Origin of the sequence: Candidatus Merdisoma sp. JLR.KK011 (assembly GCF_036941125.1) — a bacterium.
GTDB lineage: Bacteria > Bacillota > Clostridia > Lachnospirales > Lachnospiraceae > Laedolimicola.
This window is the reverse complement of the sequence record NZ_JAYWSZ010000003.1, coordinates 456,121-478,427: the sequence shown is the minus strand read 5'-3', so window position 1 is coordinate 478,427 and position 22,307 is coordinate 456,121. Positions and strand designations below refer to the sequence as shown.

General features: G+C 49.4%; 22 protein-coding genes. All 22 read right to left on the bottom strand.

What is annotated here, in order from left to right; genetic code table 11:
- Positions 1-17: 17 nt before the first annotated feature.
- Positions 18-827 carry a transketolase gene (locus VV089_RS03255; protein ID WP_334334925.1) on the bottom strand — a complete coding sequence of 270 codons (810 nt, stop codon included), beginning with the start codon at positions 825-827 and terminating at the stop codon, positions 18-20.
- A complete protein-coding gene (locus VV089_RS03250) occupies positions 820-1,608 on the bottom strand; it encodes an SDR family NAD(P)-dependent oxidoreductase (RefSeq protein ID WP_334334924.1) in 789 nt (262 codons plus the stop codon). Before VV089_RS03250 ends, VV089_RS03255 begins: the two co-directional genes overlap by 8 nt.
- Positions 1,608-2,078 carry a 3-hydroxyacyl-ACP dehydratase FabZ family protein gene (locus VV089_RS03245; protein ID WP_334334923.1) on the bottom strand — a complete coding sequence of 157 codons (471 nt, stop codon included), beginning with the start codon at positions 2,076-2,078 and terminating at the stop codon, positions 1,608-1,610. Before VV089_RS03245 ends, VV089_RS03250 begins: the two co-directional genes overlap by 1 nt.
- A gap of 1 nt (position 2,079) precedes the next feature.
- Positions 2,080-3,057 carry a transketolase family protein gene (locus VV089_RS03240; RefSeq protein WP_334334922.1) on the bottom strand — a complete coding sequence of 326 codons (978 nt, stop codon included), beginning with the start codon at positions 3,055-3,057 and terminating at the stop codon, positions 2,080-2,082.
- A complete protein-coding gene (locus tag VV089_RS03235; RefSeq protein ID WP_334334921.1) occupies positions 3,044-3,883 on the bottom strand; it encodes a transketolase in 840 nt (279 codons plus the stop codon). The genes VV089_RS03240 and VV089_RS03235 overlap by 14 nt, the downstream gene beginning before the upstream one ends.
- Positions 3,884-3,895: 12 nt before the next feature.
- On the bottom strand, positions 3,896-4,546 hold the full coding sequence (locus tag VV089_RS03230) for a NeuD/PglB/VioB family sugar acetyltransferase (protein ID WP_334334920.1): 651 nt from the start codon (positions 4,544-4,546) through the stop codon (positions 3,896-3,898).
- A 35-nt stretch (positions 4,547-4,581) separates the two neighbouring features.
- Positions 4,582-5,691, bottom strand: coding sequence for a DegT/DnrJ/EryC1/StrS family aminotransferase (locus VV089_RS03225; protein WP_334334919.1), 1,110 nt, complete (start codon positions 5,689-5,691; stop codon positions 4,582-4,584).
- 326 nt (positions 5,692-6,017) lie between these two features.
- Positions 6,018-6,629, bottom strand: coding sequence for a recombinase family protein (locus VV089_RS03220; RefSeq protein WP_334334918.1), 612 nt, complete (start codon positions 6,627-6,629; stop codon positions 6,018-6,020).
- 236 nt (positions 6,630-6,865) lie between these two features.
- A complete protein-coding gene (locus VV089_RS03215) occupies positions 6,866-7,294 on the bottom strand; it encodes a DUF6465 family protein (protein WP_334334917.1) in 429 nt (142 codons plus the stop codon).
- A 249-nt stretch (positions 7,295-7,543) separates the two neighbouring features.
- Complete coding sequence (locus VV089_RS03210; RefSeq protein ID WP_334334916.1) at positions 7,544-8,782, bottom strand: DUF1015 domain-containing protein; 1,239 nt, start codon at positions 8,780-8,782, stop codon at positions 7,544-7,546.
- Positions 8,782-9,945: a phosphoglycerate dehydrogenase gene (locus tag VV089_RS03205; protein WP_172540471.1), complete on the bottom strand. Its 1,164-nt coding sequence runs from the start codon at positions 9,943-9,945 to the stop codon at positions 8,782-8,784. Before VV089_RS03205 ends, VV089_RS03210 begins: the two co-directional genes overlap by 1 nt.
- Entirely contained in the window at positions 9,938-11,023 is a 1,086-nt protein-coding gene (gene serC, locus VV089_RS03200; RefSeq protein ID WP_334334915.1) for a 3-phosphoserine/phosphohydroxythreonine transaminase, read from the bottom strand. Before serC ends, VV089_RS03205 begins: the two co-directional genes overlap by 8 nt.
- A 200-nt stretch (positions 11,024-11,223) precedes the next feature.
- On the bottom strand, positions 11,224-12,582 hold the full coding sequence (locus VV089_RS03195; protein ID WP_334334914.1) for a L,D-transpeptidase family protein: 1,359 nt from the start codon (positions 12,580-12,582) through the stop codon (positions 11,224-11,226).
- Positions 12,583-12,771: 189 nt separating this feature from the next.
- The gene (ilvB, locus tag VV089_RS03190; protein ID WP_334334913.1) at positions 12,772-14,457 is read right to left on the bottom strand and encodes a biosynthetic-type acetolactate synthase large subunit; all 1,686 of its coding nucleotides are present in this window, start codon (positions 14,455-14,457) and stop codon (positions 12,772-12,774) included.
- Between the two features lie 145 nt (positions 14,458-14,602).
- Positions 14,603-16,267, bottom strand: coding sequence for a dihydroxy-acid dehydratase (gene ilvD / locus VV089_RS03185; protein WP_172540467.1), 1,665 nt, complete (start codon positions 16,265-16,267; stop codon positions 14,603-14,605).
- 143 nt (positions 16,268-16,410) lie between these two features.
- Positions 16,411-17,493: a 3-isopropylmalate dehydrogenase gene (leuB, locus tag VV089_RS03180; RefSeq protein ID WP_172543436.1), complete on the bottom strand. Its 1,083-nt coding sequence runs from the start codon at positions 17,491-17,493 to the stop codon at positions 16,411-16,413.
- A 74-nt stretch (positions 17,494-17,567) separates the two neighbouring features.
- Complete coding sequence (locus VV089_RS03175; protein WP_334334912.1) at positions 17,568-18,743, bottom strand: hypothetical protein; 1,176 nt, start codon at positions 18,741-18,743, stop codon at positions 17,568-17,570.
- 49 nt (positions 18,744-18,792) lie between these two features.
- Positions 18,793-19,521 carry a GntR family transcriptional regulator gene (locus tag VV089_RS03170; RefSeq protein ID WP_172543981.1) on the bottom strand — a complete coding sequence of 243 codons (729 nt, stop codon included), beginning with the start codon at positions 19,519-19,521 and terminating at the stop codon, positions 18,793-18,795.
- A gap of 214 nt (positions 19,522-19,735) precedes the next feature.
- Positions 19,736-20,548 carry a PTS system mannose/fructose/sorbose family transporter subunit IID gene (locus tag VV089_RS03165; protein WP_334334911.1) on the bottom strand — a complete coding sequence of 271 codons (813 nt, stop codon included), beginning with the start codon at positions 20,546-20,548 and terminating at the stop codon, positions 19,736-19,738.
- Positions 20,549-20,562: 14 nt separating this feature from the next.
- Positions 20,563-21,321, bottom strand: a complete 759-nt coding sequence (locus VV089_RS03160) for a PTS mannose/fructose/sorbose/N-acetylgalactosamine transporter subunit IIC (protein ID WP_172541557.1) — start codon at positions 21,319-21,321, stop codon at positions 20,563-20,565.
- Between the two features lie 12 nt (positions 21,322-21,333).
- Positions 21,334-21,810: a PTS system mannose/fructose/N-acetylgalactosamine-transporter subunit IIB gene (locus VV089_RS03155; RefSeq protein WP_172541556.1), complete on the bottom strand. Its 477-nt coding sequence runs from the start codon at positions 21,808-21,810 to the stop codon at positions 21,334-21,336.
- Positions 21,811-21,823: 13 nt separating this feature from the next.
- Positions 21,824-22,219: a PTS sugar transporter subunit IIA gene (locus VV089_RS03150; protein ID WP_172541555.1), complete on the bottom strand. Its 396-nt coding sequence runs from the start codon at positions 22,217-22,219 to the stop codon at positions 21,824-21,826.
- Positions 22,220-22,307: the final 88 nt, after the last annotated feature.

The window sequence follows — 22,307 nt, the reverse complement described above, 5'->3', positions numbered from 1 at the left end:
TCTGGTTATTTCCTGCTTCACCCCAATTCCTCCATTGCCTGTTTATACATTTCTTGTGTAAAATATGAAATATGCCAATCTACAACATTTTCCGCAAAAGAAACTCCTTTTCCCTTCACAGTATGTGCCAGTATTACTTTTGGATTATTCGTTTCCCTTTGAAATCCATCTCTTAATTCCAATACGTCATGGCCGTCCACTTCTATCGTATCAAAGCCAATACTGCTCCAGCGTTCAGCCATATTTCCCAATTTCATTACCTGCTCTGTTGTCCCGTCATTCTGAAGTCCGTTTAAATCAACAATGACTGTTATTTGTTTCAATCCAAAATGAATGATGGAGGCTGCTGCTTCCCATACTGAGCCTTCATCGCACTCGCCATCACCCAGCAAAACATAGATATTGGCTTTGCTATTCTTCTGCCGTCTCAGAGCTAACGCTGAACCAACTCCCAGCGACAATCCCTGTCCAAGGCTTCCTCCCGAAAATTCAAAGCCATGTCTCAAATCATACTTTGGGTGCTTATACAAAAACGAATCTCCATGTAAAGCTCCTTCAATATCTTCCTCTGTCAAATAGCCCGCGTATCTCAATGCTGCGTATAATCCGATAGCGCTGTGGGCTTTACTTAAGATAAATCGATCCCGTTCTTCCCATTCCGGATTCAGAACATCGTATTTGAGGATTTCACCATATAATACTGCCAATATTTCAACAGCAGACATACTCCCTCCGATATGTGCTCCTTTCGTTCCGGAATTCAACGCCATCTTAAAAATATCTTTGCGCATATTTTTTGCAATTAATTCCAGCTCTTTCCTATCCATTCTCTCCTCCCTGCCAGTTTGCTCTTGGCGGATTCGTTCCTCCGTCTACGCGCAATACCTGTCCTGTAACATACGACGCCAAATCCGATGCTAAAAATAAGACTGCATTTGCTATCTCCTGCACAGTTCCAAATCTTTGCAGCATAATGGCTGGCAAAATACTGTTTAGGTTATCCTTATCCGAATCTTTTATCATATCTGTCTGAACAATTCCCGGTGCAACCGCATTCACCCGTATTCCGCTCTGCCCCACTTCTCTGGCCTGCTGCTTCATTGCTGCGTTCACTGCTGCTTTGCATGCCACATAATCGTAAGAGGAAAAAAATCCATCCAAGGAAGCGATTGATGAAATGTATACAATACTTCCTTTTTTGTTCCTCTGCATCAATCGTAAGATCAACTGTGTAAGTTCCATCTGTGCAAAAAAATCCACATCAAACAATTTTCGGACATCTTGCAAAGGCATCATAGAAAAGCGCTGATATCCGGATAAAATCCCTGCATTGTTAACCAAAATATCAACTGGCTTCTTTTTACTCCGGATTTCTTTTACTGCTTCTTTCATGCCCTCGGAATCACAAAGCTCAAAATAAACAGGATGAATGGAACTTCCATATTTTTCTTCCAGGACATTCATATCTTCCTCAAATGCAGGATTTTTCTTTCTGGCACAGGCAAAAACAGACGCTCCATGCTGTGCAAATACCTCTGTAATTGCTCTCCCGATTCCTCTGTTGGCCCCTGTAATTACTGCACATTTATTTTCTAACAGCTTCTCCATTATTTTTCACCTCTTGGTAATGCAGACTGCAGCTCATTGGAAGAAATCAAAGAAAAATCCAGCTCACAGGACAGCTCTCCACCGACACTTGCTTTTCCATGAAATCGGGCAATCCCCCGTCGGTAGGTTTCCAATACAACTTCCGTTTTTAAGATATCTCCAGGCCTGACACCCTTATAAATGCGCGCAGACTTGCTGCTATGAAACAAAAGGGGAAACTCTTTTTTTCCTTCCATTGCATTAATGATCAATCCGCCTGTCTGCATAACAGCTTCCATCTGAAAAACCCCCGGCATAATAGGATTCTCCGGAAAATGATACTTAAAATACCAGTCCTGTGCTGATACCAGCTTCATGCCTTCTGCCGATACTCCCGGCACAATTTCTACCCGATCCAAAAAAATGAATTCAACAGTCTGACGGAAATAACTTTTGATATTCTTATAATCTAAAATCATGGTTTCTTCCATATCACATGCTTCTCCTCAACAAGGCCTCTATTCTTCTGCATATTCCATCTGCATCCAGTCCGGCGTTCTGTTTTAAATATTCATATCCTCCCGGGTGTAAAAACTCATCTTCAATTCCAATCCGCAGTTGTAAAGGCGGATTTTTTAAGGAAGTAAGAAATTCTGCCACTGCACTGCCCAATCCTCCGATAATATTGTGCTCTTCAACCGTAACAATCAGCTTTTCCTTGGAATATTCCTTTAGCGTTTCCATGTCCAAAGGTTTTATGGTATGCATATTGAGCACAGTGGGACAGATTCCTTTCTCTTCCAGCTTTTCCGCGGCATATATGGACTCAGAAACGGATCCGCCTGTGGCTATGATAACAATGTCTTTTCCCTTTTTCATTGTTACCGCTTTGCCAATCTGAAAATCATATGGCTCCTGATAAAGAACCTTTTCATTCAAATTACCCGAAAGCCTGATGTACATTGGGCCTTCCTGCTCATCTGCTGCATAAACGGCTTGATATGCCTCTGATGCATCTGCCGGTGATATTACTGTCATATTAGGAATTGCTCTCATAATTGCAATGTCCTCATAAGAATAATGCGTGTTCCCAGACATCCCCATAGCAAGCCCGGACGCTGAGCCAATAATCTTCACATTCGCTTTTTGATAGCCCAGATGATGTCGGATCTGTTCATAACTCCTCATAGAGATAAATGTGGCATAGGTTGTAGCAAAGACGAGATTTCCTTCAAATGCCAGTCCTGCCGCTACCCCGATCATATTTTGTTCTGCAATTCCCACATTAATGAGCCTATCCGGATAGTTCTGCTTTACCCTGTCTAAACCGGATAAATGAGCCAGATCCGCTGTAATAACGTAACAGTTCTCTTTCTCTTTCATCAATTCAGGCAGCGCAGCTCCGCACACCGTTCCTCTCTGCCCCAGTCTGGACCACATTCTTCCATTTTTTTTGTCAATCTTCTGCATGTGTCCGTTCCTCTCCTTGAACCTCCGCAACTGCCTGTTTATAAAGACTCTCATTTAACTCCGAATGATGCCACAGAGGATTTCCTTCCATAAAGGAAACGCCCTTTCCTTTTACTGTATTTGCAAGAATTGCCAAAGGTTTTCCTGGCTCGCCTTCTTGATAGGCTCGAACCATATCCCTTATATCATGGCCGTCCGCCTCTACTGCTTTCCATCCAAAAGCCCTTATCTTTTCCGGGAGATTGTCAAGGCCTGCCACCTCCGCGATTGTGCCGTCATACTGTAATTTATTCCAGTCTATTACTGCAACAAGATTATCCAGCTTATAATTTGCAGCAAACATCATAGCTTCCCATACGGAACCCTCTTCACACTCTCCGTCTCCCAGCAGCACATATATTTTACGTTTGCTGTTTACTGCTTTTGCATGAATCGCCATCCCTGCTGCAGCCGAAAGAGCCATTCCCAGACTTCCTCCTGCATACTCTATTCCTTTTTCAATATTTTTAAGAGGATGCCCAGCCAAATCACTTCCATTCTTCTCGAAAAGCTTCAGCTCCTCGTCTGTGATAAACCCAGCCTCATTTAATGCTGTATAATAGGCTAACACGCAGTGAGCTTTGCTGATAAGAATTCTATCCCTGTCTTCCCAATATGGATTGGAACAATCAAGCCTTGCAATTTCTCCATACAGCACTGCTAAAATTTCGATTGAAGAAAGACCTCCTCCCAAATGTGCCCCTGCTTTTCCAGCATGAAACGCCATATCGAGCGCCTTCAGCCGCATCCTTTTTGCCATTGCCGTCAGTCTATATTCCAATTCCATCCTCAAATCTCCTTATTTAAACACACGATGATCTTCATTCTTTCTTATCACTCTTGCAGGACTTCCCATAGCGATTACCTCGTCCTCTATGTCTCGGTACACATTGGAACCCATGCTGACAATAACATCATCTCCGATATGCAGCCGCTCCAATATGCTGCATCCCATACCGATATATGTCCTTTCTCCAATGTGCACTCCCCCTCCTGGAGATGCCTTTACCGACAATACCGAATGATTCCCTATACTGGTATCATGCCCGATTGTTACCATCTGCTGAATTACTGCATTTTTTCCAATCTGTGCCCCGCCTGTTATAGAAGCGAATGCTAAAACCACAGTTCCCTCACCTATTGCAACGCTCTCTGATATAGATGCGGATGGGTCGAGGAGCTTCGTAAAACGCAGCCCGTTTTCTCTGCATTTATTATACAAGCGCATTCTATTAAAAGGTTCCCCCAGTCCAATGACACATTCCGCCTCATCTTTTATGGCCAATGCTTCCTGAAACCTTAAAACATCTATTCCGTAATGCTGTCTCTCCTTTCGGATATCATCAATAAAAGCAATTCGATCCCATGTATGTTTCAGCCTGTTTATTTTCATAGCTATATCGCATAAATCAAGTCCCAGACCGCCTGAACCATATATTAGCAATTGCATTTTATCTTCTCCCTTTCATCACCCTTTGGCATATTCTAATCTGTATGAATTGCATGCAGTACTCTCTCTGCTGTTTCTCTTTCCATTCCTTCATACACCGGCAATACCAACACCCGCTCCGCCAGCTCTCTCGCACACCCAAGCTCCACATCCCGATACCGATTCTTAAAGCAGGCCTGATCCGAAGTCAGCGGATAAAAATATTTCCTCGTATGTATCCCCTTCTCCTTCAGCCTCTCATAAAGCTCATCCCTGCTCAGCGGATATTCCTCCTCCACCAATATCGGAAAATACCCGTAATTACGCTTCGTCTCCGGCTTTGCCTCAAACAAACGAATCCCGGGAACTTCCCTCAGCCCTCTTTCATAAGCCTCACTCAAAGCTCTTCTTCGTGCAGCAGCCTCCTCCACATGTTCCAGATTGCAAAGCCCCATAACCGCGCAGAACTCATTCATCTTCCCATTGGCTCCCACTGCCGTCACCAGCTCTTCCCCGCGGATTCCGAAATTCTTCAGATTATAAAGCTTCTCGTAAAGCCCGCGATCCGAAAAAGAAGCCGCCCCGCCTTCTATGGTATGAAACACCTTCGTAGCATGAAAGCTGAACACGGAAGCATCTCCATAGCTTCCGATTCCTTTTCCTTTGTAGGTAACACCAAAGGCATGAGCCGCATCGTAAATAACCTTCAGACTATATTTATCTGCAATCCGCTGTATCTCTTCCACATTGCACACGTTTCCATACACATGCACCGGAAGAATCGCCGCGGTACGCTCTGTAATCAGATTCTCAAGCTTTGTCTCGTCTATCGTCCCATCCTCCGGCTTCACATCGCAGAACACCGGTTTTAAATGACTGCGCACTATGGCGTGTGTCGTGGAGATAAACGTAAAGGGAGTGGTAATCACCTCCGCCCCTTCGGGAAATCCCATGGCCTGGATGGTCAGTTCCAGTGCTGTATGCCCATTCACCATCAAGGACAGCTCAGGCACATCCAGAAATTCTCTCAGCCTGTGCTCCAGCTCCCCATGATACCGCCCCATATTCGTCAGCCAGCGGCTGTCCCACAAGGGCTTGATTGCTTCTATGTATTCCTCGTAGGAGGGCATGGAGGACCTTGTTACATAAATTTTTTCATTCCTCATTGTTCTTCCTTTGATGCCTTATTTTCGAAACAGAGCTTTCACTTCTATAAAAGCAGCTTCACAAAAGCGCTTTCAAAACAGCACAAAATATATTGGTTATATTATTTATAACCGATATATATACCAAGAAAATATAAAATCAAAAAGATGGTATATAACCACCTATAATTCTATCGGCACTATTCTACCATAACATTAGACAAATATGCAAACTTTTTCTTCGTTCCAAATCTTCCCTATCCATGCTTACTCCTCAAAAGCCCAAAAAGCAGCCCTCCATTGTCTCCAATGCAACAATTTCGGGCCGCCAATCCAAGGATCATTCCCTATGTTATCTCCCGAAACTGATTCGCCCTCTTATAAAAAGTAGACAACGGCATATCACACAGCACCGCCGCCTGCTTTCCGATAAGCTCGCCGGAATTCCATCTCTGATACGCCTCCTTAAAATTCTCTGGCAGCGGCTTTTGAGGCCTTCCGAAGCGCACCCCCCGCTGCTTGGCAGCCCGGATCCCCTCCTCCTGCCGCTGCTTGATGTTGTGCCGCTCGCTCTCCGCCACATAACTGAGAAGGGCCAGGACAATGTCGCTGATAAATGTTCCCATCAGATTCTTCTCCCTCCTGGTATCCAGAATCGGCATATCAATCACGACAATATCCGCTCCCTTCTCCTTCGTAATCCTCCGCCACTGTTCGTTCAGATCCACATAGTTCCGTCCAAGCCGGTCAATGGACTTCACATACAGCACAGAATTATCATCCAGCTTCCGCAGCAGCTTCTTATACTGCGGCCTCTCAAAATCCTTTCCTGAAAGCTTATCCATATAGATCCGCTCCTTCGGCACCCCCATCTCCAATAGAGCAATCCGCTGCCGTTCCTCATTCTGTTCCCTTGTGGATACACGGATGTATCCATACATCTTTTGTTGTGCCATCATACCATACCTCCTAAAAAATTAACCCATCCACCGAAGCTGCTCCCAACAACCAGGAGTCCCCCCGATATATACAGGTTTTCTATATTCTGGCACATTTCAAAACCAAAGTTGACAACATATTCACTTCGAAGCCAAAACTGAAACAGCATTTAGGCCAGGCAGCTTCCGCCGCCTGGCCTAAATGCGCCCCCACAAAAAAAACGCCCCACACCCAAAGGCATGAAGCGTTCCCTCACTTACAGCTCAATCTTCCCATTCTCCTTACCATTGATCACATAGTAAGCAGCCGCATCCTCCGGCTTTACATAAACCTCCAGGCTCTTAATAGAAGAAACCCGATGTCCCTGTGCTGTCCAAAGAGCCTTCACCTGCTCAACCAGCTCCTCGGTCTTAACTTCCTTTCCTGCAAACTGAATATATACGTTCTGGCTCGCCGCCTCTTTTACTGTCTTCGCTGTCTTAGTCGTAGTCGTCTTAGCCGCAGCCTTCTTAGGCGCTGCCGCCTTTTTTGCAGGAGCCTTATCTTCCTTTACCGCCTCTTTTACAGGTGCAGTCTTTGCAGGCTCTGCCTTTTCTGCCGCATCCTTCACCAAAGCTGCAGCTGTCTCTGCTGCCTTTGCAGGGGCAGTCTTCTTTACCGTATCTGTTGCTTTCTTAGCACTCATGATAATCCTCCCTTATACTAATAGGAAATATACTTCTTAATTTACCGGATCTAATTATAGCCTCTTTTTCTGCGAAATTCAATGAGAGTGGGAAATTTCTCCATATTCATTACTTTTCTTCCGGCTGCATTCTGCTTTTTAGGAATAATTCTTGCAAAATACCAGCTTCCCTAAAAGGCCCTGGCTAAAGTGCCTAAAATAAAGGATTTTTTGCAGAAAACCTGGTCATTTCTTTAAGCTTCGGAAAATTTAAGCCTCAATGGTATGAAGAAACAGTCCGCTGCGAAGCTTCGGCTCAAACCAGGTGGATTTGGGCGGCATCAAAAGCCCGGCGTCCGCCACTGCAAACAGCTCCCCGATAGAAGTCGGATACATGGCAAATGCAAGCTCCATATCCGTATGTACCCGGCGCTCAAGCTCCTCAAGCCCCCGGATGCCTCCCACAAAATCAATGCGCTCATCCGTCCTGGGATCGCCGATTCCAAGAACCGGGCCCAAAAGCTCTCTCTGAAGAACAGACACATCCAGTCCCTCCACCGGATCCTCTCTCACATATTCCGGCCGCAGGGTCAAAAGATACCACTGTTCGGAAAGAAACAGAGCAATCTCTCCTTTTTTCTTTGGAGCCTTCCGCCCCTCCAGTTTTTCCACCTCAAAGACCTTTCCGGCGCGCTCTAAAAATTCCTCCGCAGATAGCCCGTTCAGATCCCGGACTACCCGGTTATAGTCCATAATCATCAGCTCGTCGTCGGGAAATAGCACCGATAAAAAGTAATTAAACTCTTCTTCTCCTGTATAACCCGGATGAGACTCCCGGCGCTTAAGGCCTGTCCGGACTGCAGAAGCCGCCCTGTGGTGCCCGTCTGCAATGTAAACTGCATCCATACCCTCAAAAATCTCCCGGATGCGCCCAAGGGCCTTCTCGTCACTTATCAGCCATCCCCTGTGCCCGATGCCGTCCTCTGACACAAAGGAAAAAAGAGGCTCCTTCTTCTTTTCCTCCTCCTTAAGCGCCTTAAGCTCCGGCCGGTTCCGGTACGCCAGGAAAATAGGCCCTGTCTGGGTACTGCATACATCCACATGCCGCACCCGGTCTTCTTCCTTCTCCCTCCGGGTATTTTCATGCTTCTTAATGCGCCCCTCCAGGTAATCGTCAATGGAGGCGCAGGCCACAATCCCCGTCTGGCTGCGGCCCTCCATGGTCAGCTCATATAAATAACAGCAGGAAACCGCATCTTGTACAAAGTCCCCCCGTTCCTTCATTTCCTCCAGCAGGTCCTTTGCTTTCTCATAAACCCGTTCGTCACAGGTATCCACATCGCCGGGAAGCTGCGTCTCCGCCCGGTCAATGCGAAGAAAGGACAAAGGCCTTCCTTCCACCGCCTTCTTTGCCTCCCTGCGGCTGTAAACATCGTAGGGAAGGGCCGCTATCTCTGCCTCTTTTCCCTTTGCCGGCCTGACTGCCCGAAAGGGACGAATCCTCACCATCAGCAGATCACCCTCACTTTCAGCACGCCGTCAATGGCCTCAAGCTTGCGTATAAGCTCCGGGCTGGCCTGGCTTTCCAGGTCAAACATAGAGTAGGCATAATCCCCCCGGCTCTTGTTGGTCATATTGGCAATGTTGTGATTTTCCTCACCCATCAGGTTTGTAAACTGGCTCAGCATATGCTTGATGTTCTTATGGCAGATAGCCACCCGGGCCGGGTAAGCCGGAACGCCCATGTCGCAGTTGGGATAATTCACGGAGTTGCTGATGTTGCCGTGCTCCAGATAGCAGCGCAGCTCTTTCACCGCCATACGGGCGCAGTTCTCCTCTGCTTCCTCCGTGGAGGCTCCCAGATGGGGAATCACGATGGTTCCCTTGGCTCCCGCCGTGTTCGGATTGGGAAAATCTGTCACATACCGCTTTACCTTGCCCTGCTTTAAGGCCAGTATCATGGCATCCTCGTCCACAAGAAGATCCCTTGCAAAGTTTAATACCACCACGCCGTCCTTCATTTTATCAATGGCCGCTTCGTTGATCATTTTCTTTGTACTGTCCATCAGGGGCACATGGATGGTGATGTAATCGCATTCCCGGTAGATATCGTCCACATTGGTAATATGGCGGATGTTTCTGGACAGGTTCCAGGCTGCCTCCACGGAAATATAGGGATCATAGCCTAAGACCTCCATGCCCAGATGGATCGCGGAATTGGCCACCTGGACGCCGATGGCTCCAAGGCCGATGATTCCAAGCTTCTTTCCCTGGATCTCATGGCCGGCAAACTGCTTTTTCTGCTTCTCGGAAAGCTGTGCAATCTCCTCGTTCTGACGCTCGGACTGCACCCAGTTCACCCCTCCGATGATATCACGGGAAGCCAGGAGCAGCCCGGCCAGAACCAGCTCCTTTACACCGTTGGCATTGGCCCCTGGGGTGTTGAATACTACAACGCCCTGTTCTGCGTATTTTCCTAAGGGAATGTTGTTCACACCTGCGCCTGCCCGGGCGATAGCCGAGATATTCTGCGGCAGCTCCATGTCGTGCATGGCTGCGCTGCGGACCAGGATGGCATCTGCCTCCTCCAGCTCCTCCACCTCTTTGTACTCTCTTGTAAAATGGTCAAGGCCGAATTTCGCTATGGGATTTAAGCATTTGTACTTATACATGGTGTTCCTCCTCAAATTTTCTCATAAACTCCACAAGGGCCTTTACGCCCTCTAAGGGCATGGCATTGTAAATGCTTGCCCGCATGCCGCCTACGCTCCGGTGGCCTTTGAGATTCACCAGTCCGGCCTCTGCGGCTGCCTTTACAAAGGCTGCATCCAGGTCGGCGCTGCCGGTCACAAAGGGAACGTTCATCAGAGAGCGGTCCTCCTTGCGGACAGTTCCCCGAAACAGCCGGCTTTCATCCAGGAAATCATAGAGGATGGACGCCTTCTCCTCATTCCGGGCCTTCATTGCCTCAAGGCCGCCCATTTTTTTCAGCCACTTGAACACCTTGCCGCACATATAGATGCAGTAGGCGTTCGGCGTATTGTAGAGGGAGCCTGCGTCGGCGTGAATCTTGTATTTCATATAGGTGGGCGTTCCCGGCAGGGTGTCCTCGGTGATAAGATCCTCGCGGATCACAGCGATAACCATGCCGGCGGGGCCGATATTTTTCTGGACTCCGCCGTAGAGCAGGCCGTATTTTGTCACGTCTACCGGCTCGGACAGGAAGCAGGAGGATACGTCGGACACCAGAAGCTTCCCCTTGGTGTTGGGAAGGGTATGGAATTTTGTTCCGTAAATGGTGTTATTCTCGCAGATGTACACATAGTCCGCATCGGGGCTGACAGGCAGATCGGAACAGTCCGGTATGTAGGAAAAAGTCTCGTCCTCAGAAGACGCAATCTTGTTGGCCTTTCCATAGATGGCTGCCTCGTTATAAGCTTTTTTTGCCCACTGGCCGGTGACGATGTAATCGGCCGACCGGTTTTTCATAAGGTTCATGGGGATCATGGCAAACTGCAGGTGGGCGCCTCCCTGGAGGAACAGCACCTTGTAGCTGTCGGGAATTCCCATCAGATCACGGAGATCCTGCTCCGCCTCATTTAAGATGCCCTCAAATATCTTGGAGCGGTGGGACATCTCCATAACCGACATGCCTGTTCCCTGGTAATCCAGCATCTCGGCGGCTGCTTCCTTTAAGACCTCCTCCGGCAAGACCGCCGGGCCTGCGGAAAAATTGTACACACGTTTCATCTTTCATCCTCCTATTTTAAGTCGCTGCGCGACAGCACTAAAGGGTAAAGCTGCTTCGACACACCGGTAATGAGAGAAACTTTTATTCGAAAGGACACTCATAAAAGTTCCTCTCGTGCGCCTTTGCAGCTTTACCGTCCAGCAGAATTTATTTTTCAAAAACACTTGACATTTCTTAGCTGGACTATTCCCATCTGATTCTAATAATACAACACAACCGGCGTTCCCTTCTCTGCCTGTTCGAATAATATCTTCATGTTGGCCGGGGGCGTGTTGACGCAGCCGTGGGAGCCGTTGGTTTTGTAGATGGCTCCGCCGAACTTTCCCCTCCACCCTGCGTCGTGAATGCCGTAATTTCCATAAAAGGGCATCCAGTACTTCACTGGTGTTTCATAGTCTGCGCCTCGGAGCACGGCGTTGCGGGCCTTGTATTTGACAGCAGCCACGATGGCCGGTGTTCCGTAGCCGCGGCTCATATTTCCCGTTACTACGTCTGTATCCACAATGAGCTGCCCGTTTTTATAGAACCACATATGCTGAGCCCCCATATCCACTTCAATATAGGTGTCGCCGATGTCGTAATTATTGCTCCACACATTGCCCCTCTGGGTGTAGGCCGGCTCCTTTGTGAGAATATCTCCCTGCTCAATGTGATCAAGCAGCGCCTGGCTTTCCGTTTCCCGGTCAATCTGCCAGCCGTAATTGCCGCCTTTCACTGTAATCACGCCCCGGAGGGTGCTTTTGAACTTCCGGGGCTTTTTGTAGGTGTCCCGGCTTTCCGCCAGCTCATGCACCCACGCTGTCACCGCCTCTTTGTCAATCGATGCCTCATAGCCCTCCAGGCTGATAAATCCGCTGATGACCTTGTTGTCTACCACCTGGTTTTCCGGGCCGAACTCGTAAGTAATCTCTGACCCAAGCCAGTGATCCAGCTTTTTTGTAAGGGCAGTTACCTTTTCCGATTCTGCCGTAATTCCGGGAGCCAGATAACAGCCGGCCTCCTGCAGGTCAAGCTTTGGCAGCTGATTGGCTGCGGCCTCCTTCATCTGCTCCTCAAGGCTGCGGATACTTAAGCGGCTGCCCTGCTGCTCCTGGTGAAGCTCGTAACCGTCCCCCGTAAGCTCAACCCAGGCATTCTGCGGATGTTTCCCATTTTTTACCAGTTTCAGTTCCCGGACTGTCCCCCGAAGCTGTTCCTCGTCAATGGAAATGCCCGGCGCAAGCTGGTAAGAATCTCTCTGCCAGAACATCCGCGGCCAGAGAAAGCCGTTCTGAAGCCGCTTAAGCTGTCCGGCGGCATCCGTCTCGTAATAGGTTACGCCCAGATCCGCCGGGGCAAGCTCCTCCGTCTCTCCTTCCCTGCCCAGAAGCGTAAGCTTATAGGCCTGGGCCTGGCTCATCAGCAGAGCATTTACCTGCTTCACCGTTAAATATTCCGCATTTGTGTTATTAATGGAGGTTCCGGGAAAAAAATGTTCCATAAAATACACGGAAATTCCCGTATATATCGCCAGAACCGCAAACAGGCTCCACACAAACCACCTTATCCGCTTTTGCATCCTGCAAGCTCCCTGTTTCCAATTGTACCTTGCCGGGGAGAATCCGCCCATCCCGAAGGGATATGCATAGAAGGGCGCCCGAAGGGTACAAGGTAAAAATAGCATGGAAACTGTCCGGTGATTGGAAAGAATACACTGGCTGACTGCCAGGAAACCAGCACACACAATCACCGCACAGTTTCTCAAATGTTATGAATCCGTTTTTTTCAAATCCTCTGCGTCAAAGGCTTCCTCGATAGGCGCGCCTGCCGCCACCATAGGAAATACCTTATCCTCGCAGTCAATGATGCAGTCAATGACTACAGGCCGTCCAAGGGACATGGCTTTTTCAATTGCCGGGCCGGCCTCTTCCCGTTTTGTCACGCGCATTCCTACGGCTCCCAAGGCCTCCGCAAGCTTTACAAAATCCACCTGGTCGTCCAGGATGGTTGCAGAGTAATGCCTATTGTAGAATAAGGTCTGCCACTGATGTACCATGCCCAGAACGTGGTTATTTAATACAAGCTGAATGATCGGTACATTGTAACGGGCTGCTGTGGCAATCTCGTTCATGTTCATGCGGAAGCAGCCGTCTCCGGCCACATTGACCACGGTTTTGTCAGGACGCCCCAGCTTTGCGCCGATGGATGCGCCGAGGCCATAGCCCATGGTTCCAAGTCCTCCGGAGGTCAGAAAGGTTCTGGGCTCTTTGTACTTGTAGAACTGCGCCGCCCACATCTGATTCTGTCCTACCTCAGTGGTGATAATGGCGTCGCCCTTGGTGACGCGATAGAGCTCCTCCACCACGTAAGGGCCGGTAAGGCGGCTTTCCTCGTATTTCAGAGGGTGTTTTCCCTTGAGCTCCTCTATCTGTCCCAGCCACTCCGGATGCTTCTTTTTCTCAATCCTGGAGAGCAGGCGTGTGAGAACCTCCTTCACATCTCCGATGATGCTTGCGTCCACCATAACGTTTTTATTGATTTCCGCCGGATCAATGTCAATCTGGAGGATTCTTGCCTTCCTTGCAAACCGGGTGGCGTCTCCCGTTACCCGATCGCTGAACCGGGCTCCCACGGTAATCAACAGATCGCACTGGGTCACGCCGAAATTGGAAGCCTTTGTTCCATGCATGCCAAGCATTCCCGTATACAGCGGATCCTCTCCGGGAAATGCACCCTTTCCCATCAGAGAATCACAGACGGGAGCCTCCAGTTTTTTTGCAAGCTGGGCCACTTCCTTCGCAGCTCCGGAGAGCACTGCTCCGCCTCCCACGAAAATGAAGGGTCTCTTTGCCTTGGCTATCATGGCTGCGGCCCGCTCCAAATCTTCCTCTAAAATGGTGTCTGCCTTCCGCTCCGCTTCCAATGGCTTCTGATACTCGTACTCTGTCTTATTTGCCGTCACGTCCTTGGTTACATCTATCAACACCGGGCCGGGACGGCCGCTTCTTGCAATGTGGAAGGCTCTTCGGATGGCCGGAGCCAGGTTTTCCACATCCTTGATAATATAATTATGCTTTGTCACCGGCATAGTAATACCGGCAATATCTACCTCCTGGAAGGAATCCCGGCCAAGGAGGGGCTTTCCTACGTTGGCTGTGATGGCTACCAGGGGAATGGAATCCATATAAGCCGTGGCAATTCCCGTAACCAGGTTGGTTGCTCCCGGCCCGGAGGTTGCCATGCACACGCCTACCTTTCCCGTTGCCCGGGCATAGCCGTCCGCCGCATGGGAAGCTCCCTGTTCGTGGGAGGTCAGAATATGCCGGATTTCGCCGCTGTGCTTATATAATTCATCATAGACGTTTAAGATTGCGCCTCCCGGATAGCCGAATACGGTATCTACGCCCTGTTCCTTGAGGCATTCAATGATGATCTCTGATCCTGTCAACTGCATATATTTTCTCCGTTCTATTATAAGTTCCGTAATATTACACCTAGTACACCTCTATAAATCAATTTACAGTCACAAAACCATGTGCCTGTAAATCGATTTGTGCACTAGGTGTAATATTACTGTTTAAGTTCCGTAATATCCTTGTTTATTTGATTTCCAGGACTGCGCCGCGGTTTCCGGAGGTTACCATCTTTGCGTAACGGGCCAGATAGCCTGTGGTGACTCTCGGCTCCCTGGGCTGCCATTTTGCCTTTCTTGCAGAAAGCTCCTCGTCGGATACGAGAACCTCCAGACGGTTATTGGGAATATCGATGCGGATTGTGTCGCCCTCTTCCACCAGTGCAATGGGGCCGCCTACGGCTGCCTCCGGAGATACATGTCCGATGGAAGCGCCTCTGGAAGCTCCGCTGAAGCGTCCGTCTGTGATAAGGGCTACGGACGCGCCAAGTCCCATGCCTGCGATGGCGGAGGTCGGGTTCAGCATCTCACGCATGCCGGGGCCTCCCTTTGGCCCCTCATAGCGGATAACAACCACGTCGCCTGCCACAATTTTACCGCCTTTAATGGCGTTGATGGCATCTTCCTCGCAGTCAAATACACGGGCCGGTCCCTCGTGGGTCATCATCTCCGGCACAACGGCGGAACGCTTTACCACTGCCGTGTCGGGAGCCAGGTTGCCCTTAAGAACGGCAATTCCGCCAATCGCACTGTAGGGGTTGTCAATGGGACGTATCACCTCGGGATTGCGGTTTACGCAGCCTGCTATATTTTCGCCTACGGTTTTTCCTGTGACGGTGATCAGATCTGTATAAAGAAGCTGCTTTTTATTCAATTCGTTCATAACGGCGTAGACGCCGCCCGCCTCGTTCAGATCCTCCATATAGGTGGGGCCTGCCGGGGCCAGATGGCAGAGGTTCGGCGTCTTTGCGCTCATCTCATTGGCCGATTCCATGTTCAGATCTACGCCTGCCTCGTGGGCAATGGCCGGGAGGTGGAGCATGCTGTTGGTGGAACAGCCAAGAGCCATATCAACGGTCAGGGCATTTAAGAATGCTTTCTCTGTCATAATGTCCCGGGGACGGATATTCCGGCGGAACATCTCCATGACCTGCATACCGGCGTGCTTTGCCAGCTTGATGCGCTCGGAATATACGGCCGGAATGGTTCCGTTTCCTCCAAGTCCCATACCCAGAGCCTCGGTCAGGCAGTTCATGCTGTTGGCCGTGTACATACCGGAGCAGGAGCCGCAGGTCGGACAGGTCTTTTCCTCAAATTCCCTTACGTCTTCCTCGGTCATAGTTCCAGCTGCATGGGCGCCTACGGCCTCAAACATGCTGGAGAGGCTGCGCTTCTGGCCCTTCACATGGCCGGCCAGCATGGGGCCTCCGCTGACAAAGACGGTGGGCACGTTGATTCTGGCCGCCGCCATCAGAAGTCCCGGCACGTTTTTGTCACAGTTTGGAACCATCACCAAGGCGTCAAACTGATGGGCCAGAGCCATACACTCGGTGGAATCGGCAATCAGATCACGGGTTACCAGGGAATATTTCATTCCTACATGGCCCATGGCGATTCCGTCGCAGACTGCGATGGCCGGGAACACAATCGGGGTTCCTCCGCCCATAGCTACGCCTAATTTTACGGCCTCTACAATCTTGTCCAGATTCATATGGCCCGGTACAATCTCATTATAGGAACTGACAATTCCTACCAGCGGCTTGTCGAGCTCCTCCTGGGTCAGTCCCAGGGCATTGAATAAACTTCTGTGGGGCGCCTGCTGCATTCCCTTTGTTACCGCATCACTTTTCATACCTCTATTCCTCCTATTTGTAGTCGCTGCGCGACAGCACTAAAGGGTAAAGTCGCTTCGACACACCAGTATTGAGAGAAACTTTTATTCGAAAGGGCCCTCATAAAAGTTCCTCTCGTGCGCCTTTGCGACTTTACCGTTATTTATATATGCTGTGCAATCAAATCTCCCATTTCTGCCGTGCCTGCCCGGGTACAGCCCTCGGACATAATGTCGCCTGTTCGGAAGCCTTCGGTCAGCACCTGCTGGACGGCTGCTTCTACGGCATCTGCTTCCTTGTCCAGATCAAAGGTAAAACGAAGCATCATGGCCGCCGAAAGAATGGTTGCAATGGGATTGGCCAGATCCTGTCCTGCTATGTCCGGCGCAGAACCGTGGCTGGGCTCATAAAGGCCGAACTTTGTATCGTTTAAGCTTGCGCTTGCCAGCATTCCGATGGAGCCCGTCACCATGCTTGCCTCGTCGGAAAGGATATCACCGAACATATTCTCGGTGAGAATCACGTCAAACTGCCCCGGATCCTTCACAAGCTGCATGGCGCAGTTGTCTACCAGCATGTGGGAAAGCCGGATTTCGGGATAGTCCTTTGCGACCTCCTCCACAACCTTTCTCCAAAGCCTGGAGGAATCCAGAACATTCGCCTTATCTACGCTGCAGACCCTCTTTCTTCTCTTTCCCGCTATGTCGAAAGCTCTCCTGGCTATGCGGCGGATTTCTTCCACATTATATGTAAGGGTGTCTACTGCGGTGAGAACCCCGTCGATTTCCTCGGTTCTGCGTTCTCCAAAATAAAGGCCGCCGGTCAGCTCGCGCATTATCATCATATCGAAGCCGTCCCCGATAATCTCATCCCGCAAAGGACAGGCCTTCCTAAGCTCCTTATAGAGTACGGCCGGCCTTAAGTTGGCAAAAAGCCCCAGGGACTTGCGCAGCTTCAAAAGTCCTGCCTCCGGTCTCTTTTCGGGCGGAAGCTGATACCAGGGTGAGGTCGCCGCATCGCCGCCGATGGAGCCCATAAGGACTGCGGCCTTTGATTTTGCCGTCTCGATGGTTTCATCTGTCAGGGGCACTCCGTGGACATCAATGGAGGCTCCGCCCATCAAAAGCTCTGTGTACGCCAGCTCATGGCCGAAACGCTCCGCCACGGTATCCAGAACCTTCCTGGCCTCCCTCACAATCTCCGGCCCGATTCCGTCGCCGGGAATTACTGCAATATCTAATTTCATTCTTCATCATCCCTTCTAAAAATGCCTATTGCTAATAATATAGAACAAAAATCTGTTTTTTTCAACTGGAAATTTTATTTCTTTATTTCTTTGCAGTGGAAAAGTTCATTCCCGCTCATCTCATATTTCTGCCGGATGTCCCCAAAACCAAACTGCCTGCGTCCTCCCAGCAGCCTGTCAATCTGGATATTTTTAAACCGGTTCATGATTTCCAGACGCTCCTTTGTAAACTTTTGGTCTGTGGGGATTTCAAGCTCCAAATCCTTTAAATGTACCAGCTCGCTTCGTATCCCCGGCGTCATCATGCTTTTTGCCGCCTCATAGTAGCTTCCGCCAAACACAGGCCCTCTTTTCCTTATCCAGCCGTCCATGTCCAAAAATCCTTCCCGCCAGTCTGCATAAGGGGCCATAGCAAGGTTGTAGTCAAACACCGGCGCCATTTTTATCTTTTCAAAGGTATCATTACAGATAAGAAATCCAAAGTTTCCATAGTGGCGATCCGGATTGACGGTTACGGCATCTGCAGCAATCATCCTGCGAAACAAATCCTCATCCCCGTATTTCGCATATTCTTTTAACAGTAAAGGCAGCGGTGTTCCAGACATGCCGCAGACGGATGCCGGTTTAAACCCCCAGGCCTCATCCGTAAAGAGTTCACAGCGGGACACGGTTTTCCCCCTGTACCGTCCAAGGGTATATTTCACACCATTACAGAGACTTTCATAGACAGCGGATGCCAGTACTTCGCTATAGGGCTCCATTCCCGCATTGTCCGCACCGGCAGAACCAGCTTTCATTAATATAACCGTCTCTCCTTCTCTCACCCAGCATTTATCAAAGGAGCCTTCCGTCGTAAGCTCCGGCGATGTAGTGGACATCTGCTCCCCATACAAGCCGTTTCCGTCAAAGGATAATTTTGAGATGATCTCGTTAAACGGACGGGTATACAGTGATACATCGGCCCATTTCAAATGCTCCCTGTCATTCTTTACCCATAAGGTATCATTCAGGGACAGGCAGTGTGTAAGACGGATAAAACCAGAGGGCGTTTTTCCGCCGCATTTTTCCAGAATATCGTTGATGTGCTGCCGATGCTTTGCCGCTCCCCGGTTTGTCAGCCACTGATTGATATCATTTATCCAGAAGGGAAATGCTTCGTATTGCTTTACGGGATCACAGTACTCCATATTTCCTGTTCCCTGTATTTTAAAATCAAGGAGCTTGCGGTCTTTATTCATTAATGTATACATAAGAGACTCCCCCTTTTCATACCGGCCTTCACTGCACCCGCCCTCTTCCTTATTTATTCAAAACATACCGCAGCGTATATTTATTCCCATTGATATAGCAAATGGTAAATTCCACCGGCTCCGCCCGGTGATCAAAGGAGGTATTCTCCATCACCAGGGCCGTGGCGCTCTTTGCCTGAAAAAGCATTCTGGCGTACTCCCCGGTAACTGTTTTTGTATAGAGCTTCTGATACACATGGTTCAGCTTGATATCGAACCGTTCCCGGAATACGTCATAGAGGGATTCTTCCCGGAATTCATAATTCATAATCCCTTCCACCCGGGCTGCGTTCAAAAAGGCCTTTTCAATCAGCACCGGCTCATCGTCGGCGTAACGCAGGCGTTCCAAAAGGATCACGGGAGCTCCCGGCTGGATCTCCAGATTCTTCGCCACATACTCGCCGGCTTCCATCCTGGTATAATTCAAAACCTTTGTCTTGGTTCGGTGCCCCTGGGCCTGCATCGTTTTGGACCATCCTGTGGATATGTTCATGGTCTTTTCAAAATTGTAATTGCTGACAAAGGTTCCCTTCCCCTTGATGCGATACAGAATATTACCGGCAACCAGCTCGTCAATCGCTCTGCGGACGGTCATTCTGCTGGTGTGGAACATCACGCAGAAATCCTCCTCGCTTGGAATGATTCTGCCCTTTCTAAGCTTTCCGTCCCGGATTGCATCCAGTATATAATTCTCAATCTCCCTATAGATAGGAATCTCCCTGTCTGTCTGCCGTGCCATTACATCCTCCTTTGTACCCCGTTCCTTATGATACACCCATTACCAGATCAAACCTCTGGGTTTTTTACTTATTGTAATAATATAGCATATATTTTCTCAATACTAAAGCAAAATGTAGGCAGGCGGCATAAAAAAGCCTCCCGGTCTTTCCGATTCTTCTCTGTACGCAAAGCTTTCGTACAGGGATACGGAAACGCCGGAAGGCTTTTGATTTTTAAATAATCAGCAGTCCCGTCAGACTGGACACCACTGCAATGACAATGAAAACAACAAACACTTTTCCGATTTTCATTCCCTTCTTATCCAGCAGATACCAGGCCAGAAGGGTCAGAAGCAGCGGAAGCAGGCAGGGAAGAATACTGTCTAAGATTCCCTGAAGGGTAATCTCCATATCGCCGGACACATAGGCCCATCCCGTATTTGCCGTTACATACTGGGCGGAAATGGCTCCCACTACCATAAGGCCGATGAGATTGGCTCCCCTGGTGATGGCGTCCTTCCTTCCCCCGGCAAATACCATGTCTGTGGCATTGATGCCGAACTTGTAGCCTCTGCTGAACAAGATCCAGGTCAGCGGAAGGATGATTCCCAGCCATGCGATACAGTAAAAGGCCGGCCCGGCCAGACTGCCTCCAGCCGCAAGCCCCATGGCAATGGAGCAGAGAATCGGCCGCAGGGTTCCTCCGATAAGGGAATCTCCAATTCCGGCAAAGGGCCCCATCAAGGCCGTCTTGGTACTCTGAATCAGCTCGTCCGGAATATCCTCTCCTTCGGCCCGTTTTTCCTCCATGCCCAGGATCACGCCTGGGATGATTGCTCCCATGGCTTCCTCGGTATTAAAAAACTGGGTGTGCCTCTGCATACATTTGATTTTGTCCTCTTTTTTATCATACAGCTTATCCACCACCAGCCCCATCATCCGGGTAAAGGCAGGAGCCATCATCCGCTCCATGTTCTGGCATCCCAGGGCGAAGGTCATCCAGTTCACATAACATTTTCTGATATCTTTTTTCTCTAATTTTGCCATTCCAAACTCCCTCCTTAATCCGCATTTCTTCCGGATGTAATCTGATAGTCAATAAAAGCAATAAACAGGGCAGCAATCGTAACGGCAACAATAGGCATATGCAGTACTGCAATCATCAGAAAGCCCATGAGAAGATACAGAAGCTGACTGTTGGATTTTAATGTATACTTGATCAGAAGGCCGAATCCCACAGCCGGAAGAATGCCGCCTAAGACCTGGAAAATATCTGCAAGGGATTCCGGAATCAATGCAATCAGCTTCGGCACAAATTCCGCTCCGAAATAGCAGGCTGCAAAAATCGGGATAAAGCGCACAACAAACTGCGAAATATTGGAATAAATCGGAATCCGGGACGCCTGCTTCAATTTTCCCTCTGCGATCCAGCGCTCCTGGAGATGGACAAATACGGCGTTGAAGGTTGCAACACTGTAGATCGCCGCAACGCCCAGAAGGCTTAAGGGCACGGAGATTGCAACTGCATACTCCGCCGAAGCGCCCGACGCAAGGGCCAGGGGAATTCCGATGTAGGAAGCAAAATTCACATCCCCCGGCACGGACATTCCGGGCGTTACAAGTCCCACATAGAGAGCCTGTATGGCGGCCCCGATGATAATACCGTTCCTTACGTCTCCCATGATAAAACCAATCACAGCGCCGGCTACGATGGGCCGGCCAATCATATTCCATCCTCCTACGGTTCCGAAGAGAAAGGTTCCGTAAATGGATCCCAGGTACCCCAATAGTGCAATTAACAAGGCTTGAAAAATTGTCATAAGTATTCTCCTTTACATTTTAACTTCCGTCCATTCAATTTCCTTTTCATCCGGCACCTGCCGGAAAAATACGCGGATTCCCATCTCTGTCAGCTCACGGCAGGCCGCCGCCTCTTCCGGCAGCAGGTAGGAATAAAAGGTCGCTTTCTTTGTATTGTTCCGGTTGCTCATAGGCCCGATATTAAGCTCCCTTGGAAGCTTATCCGTTGCCTTAAGAAGCTTTAAGGCAACGCAGGGATCTTTTACCAGCACAAGGACGGATTCCTTCTGTTCCGCATACTGTTCAATCACCGCGGCCCCGTCGGCCGTGGATACAATGTCAATCTTTACCGTGGGCGGCACTGCCATTTTGTAGATGTTCACCATCACCGGCGTTCCTGCCGTAAAGTCGTCCACCAGAATAATCCGCCCGATGTTTCCGTCATTTATCACCCGTACAATGCATTGGCCGTGAATCAGCCTGTCGTCACAGCGCAGTAAATCAATCATATTTTTACACCTCCTACATCAATTCCTTCTCTCTTATAATGCGGAATCCTTCCTTTGCAGCCTGTGCAAGCTGCTCCAAAAGCGCTTCCGTGCCGAGCTCTTCTCTGCTCAGGGCAAAGGTTAAAAGCACTGGAAGGTTCACGCCTGCCGCAACCGGGCTGCCCAGCTCTGCGCATAACAGGCTTGCGGCGTTACAGGGTGTGGCGCCGAACATGTCGGTAAACAGAATCACGTCTCCGCCGCCCATTTGTGCTATCGCTTCTCTGATTTTTTCTGTCAGCTCCATCAGGCCTTCTCCCTCTCTTAAAGAGACGGCCGCAAGCTTTTCCTGCTTTCCTGCAATCATCTCCAGAGCCTGCACCATTCCTCTGCTGTAATCCCCATGGGATATTACAATCCCTCCCGTCATCGTGATCCTCCTATTCCAGTTCCGTAATATCCCTCCCAGTACACCGGTATGAAATCAATTTCCAGCCGCAAAAACTTGCGTCTGTAAA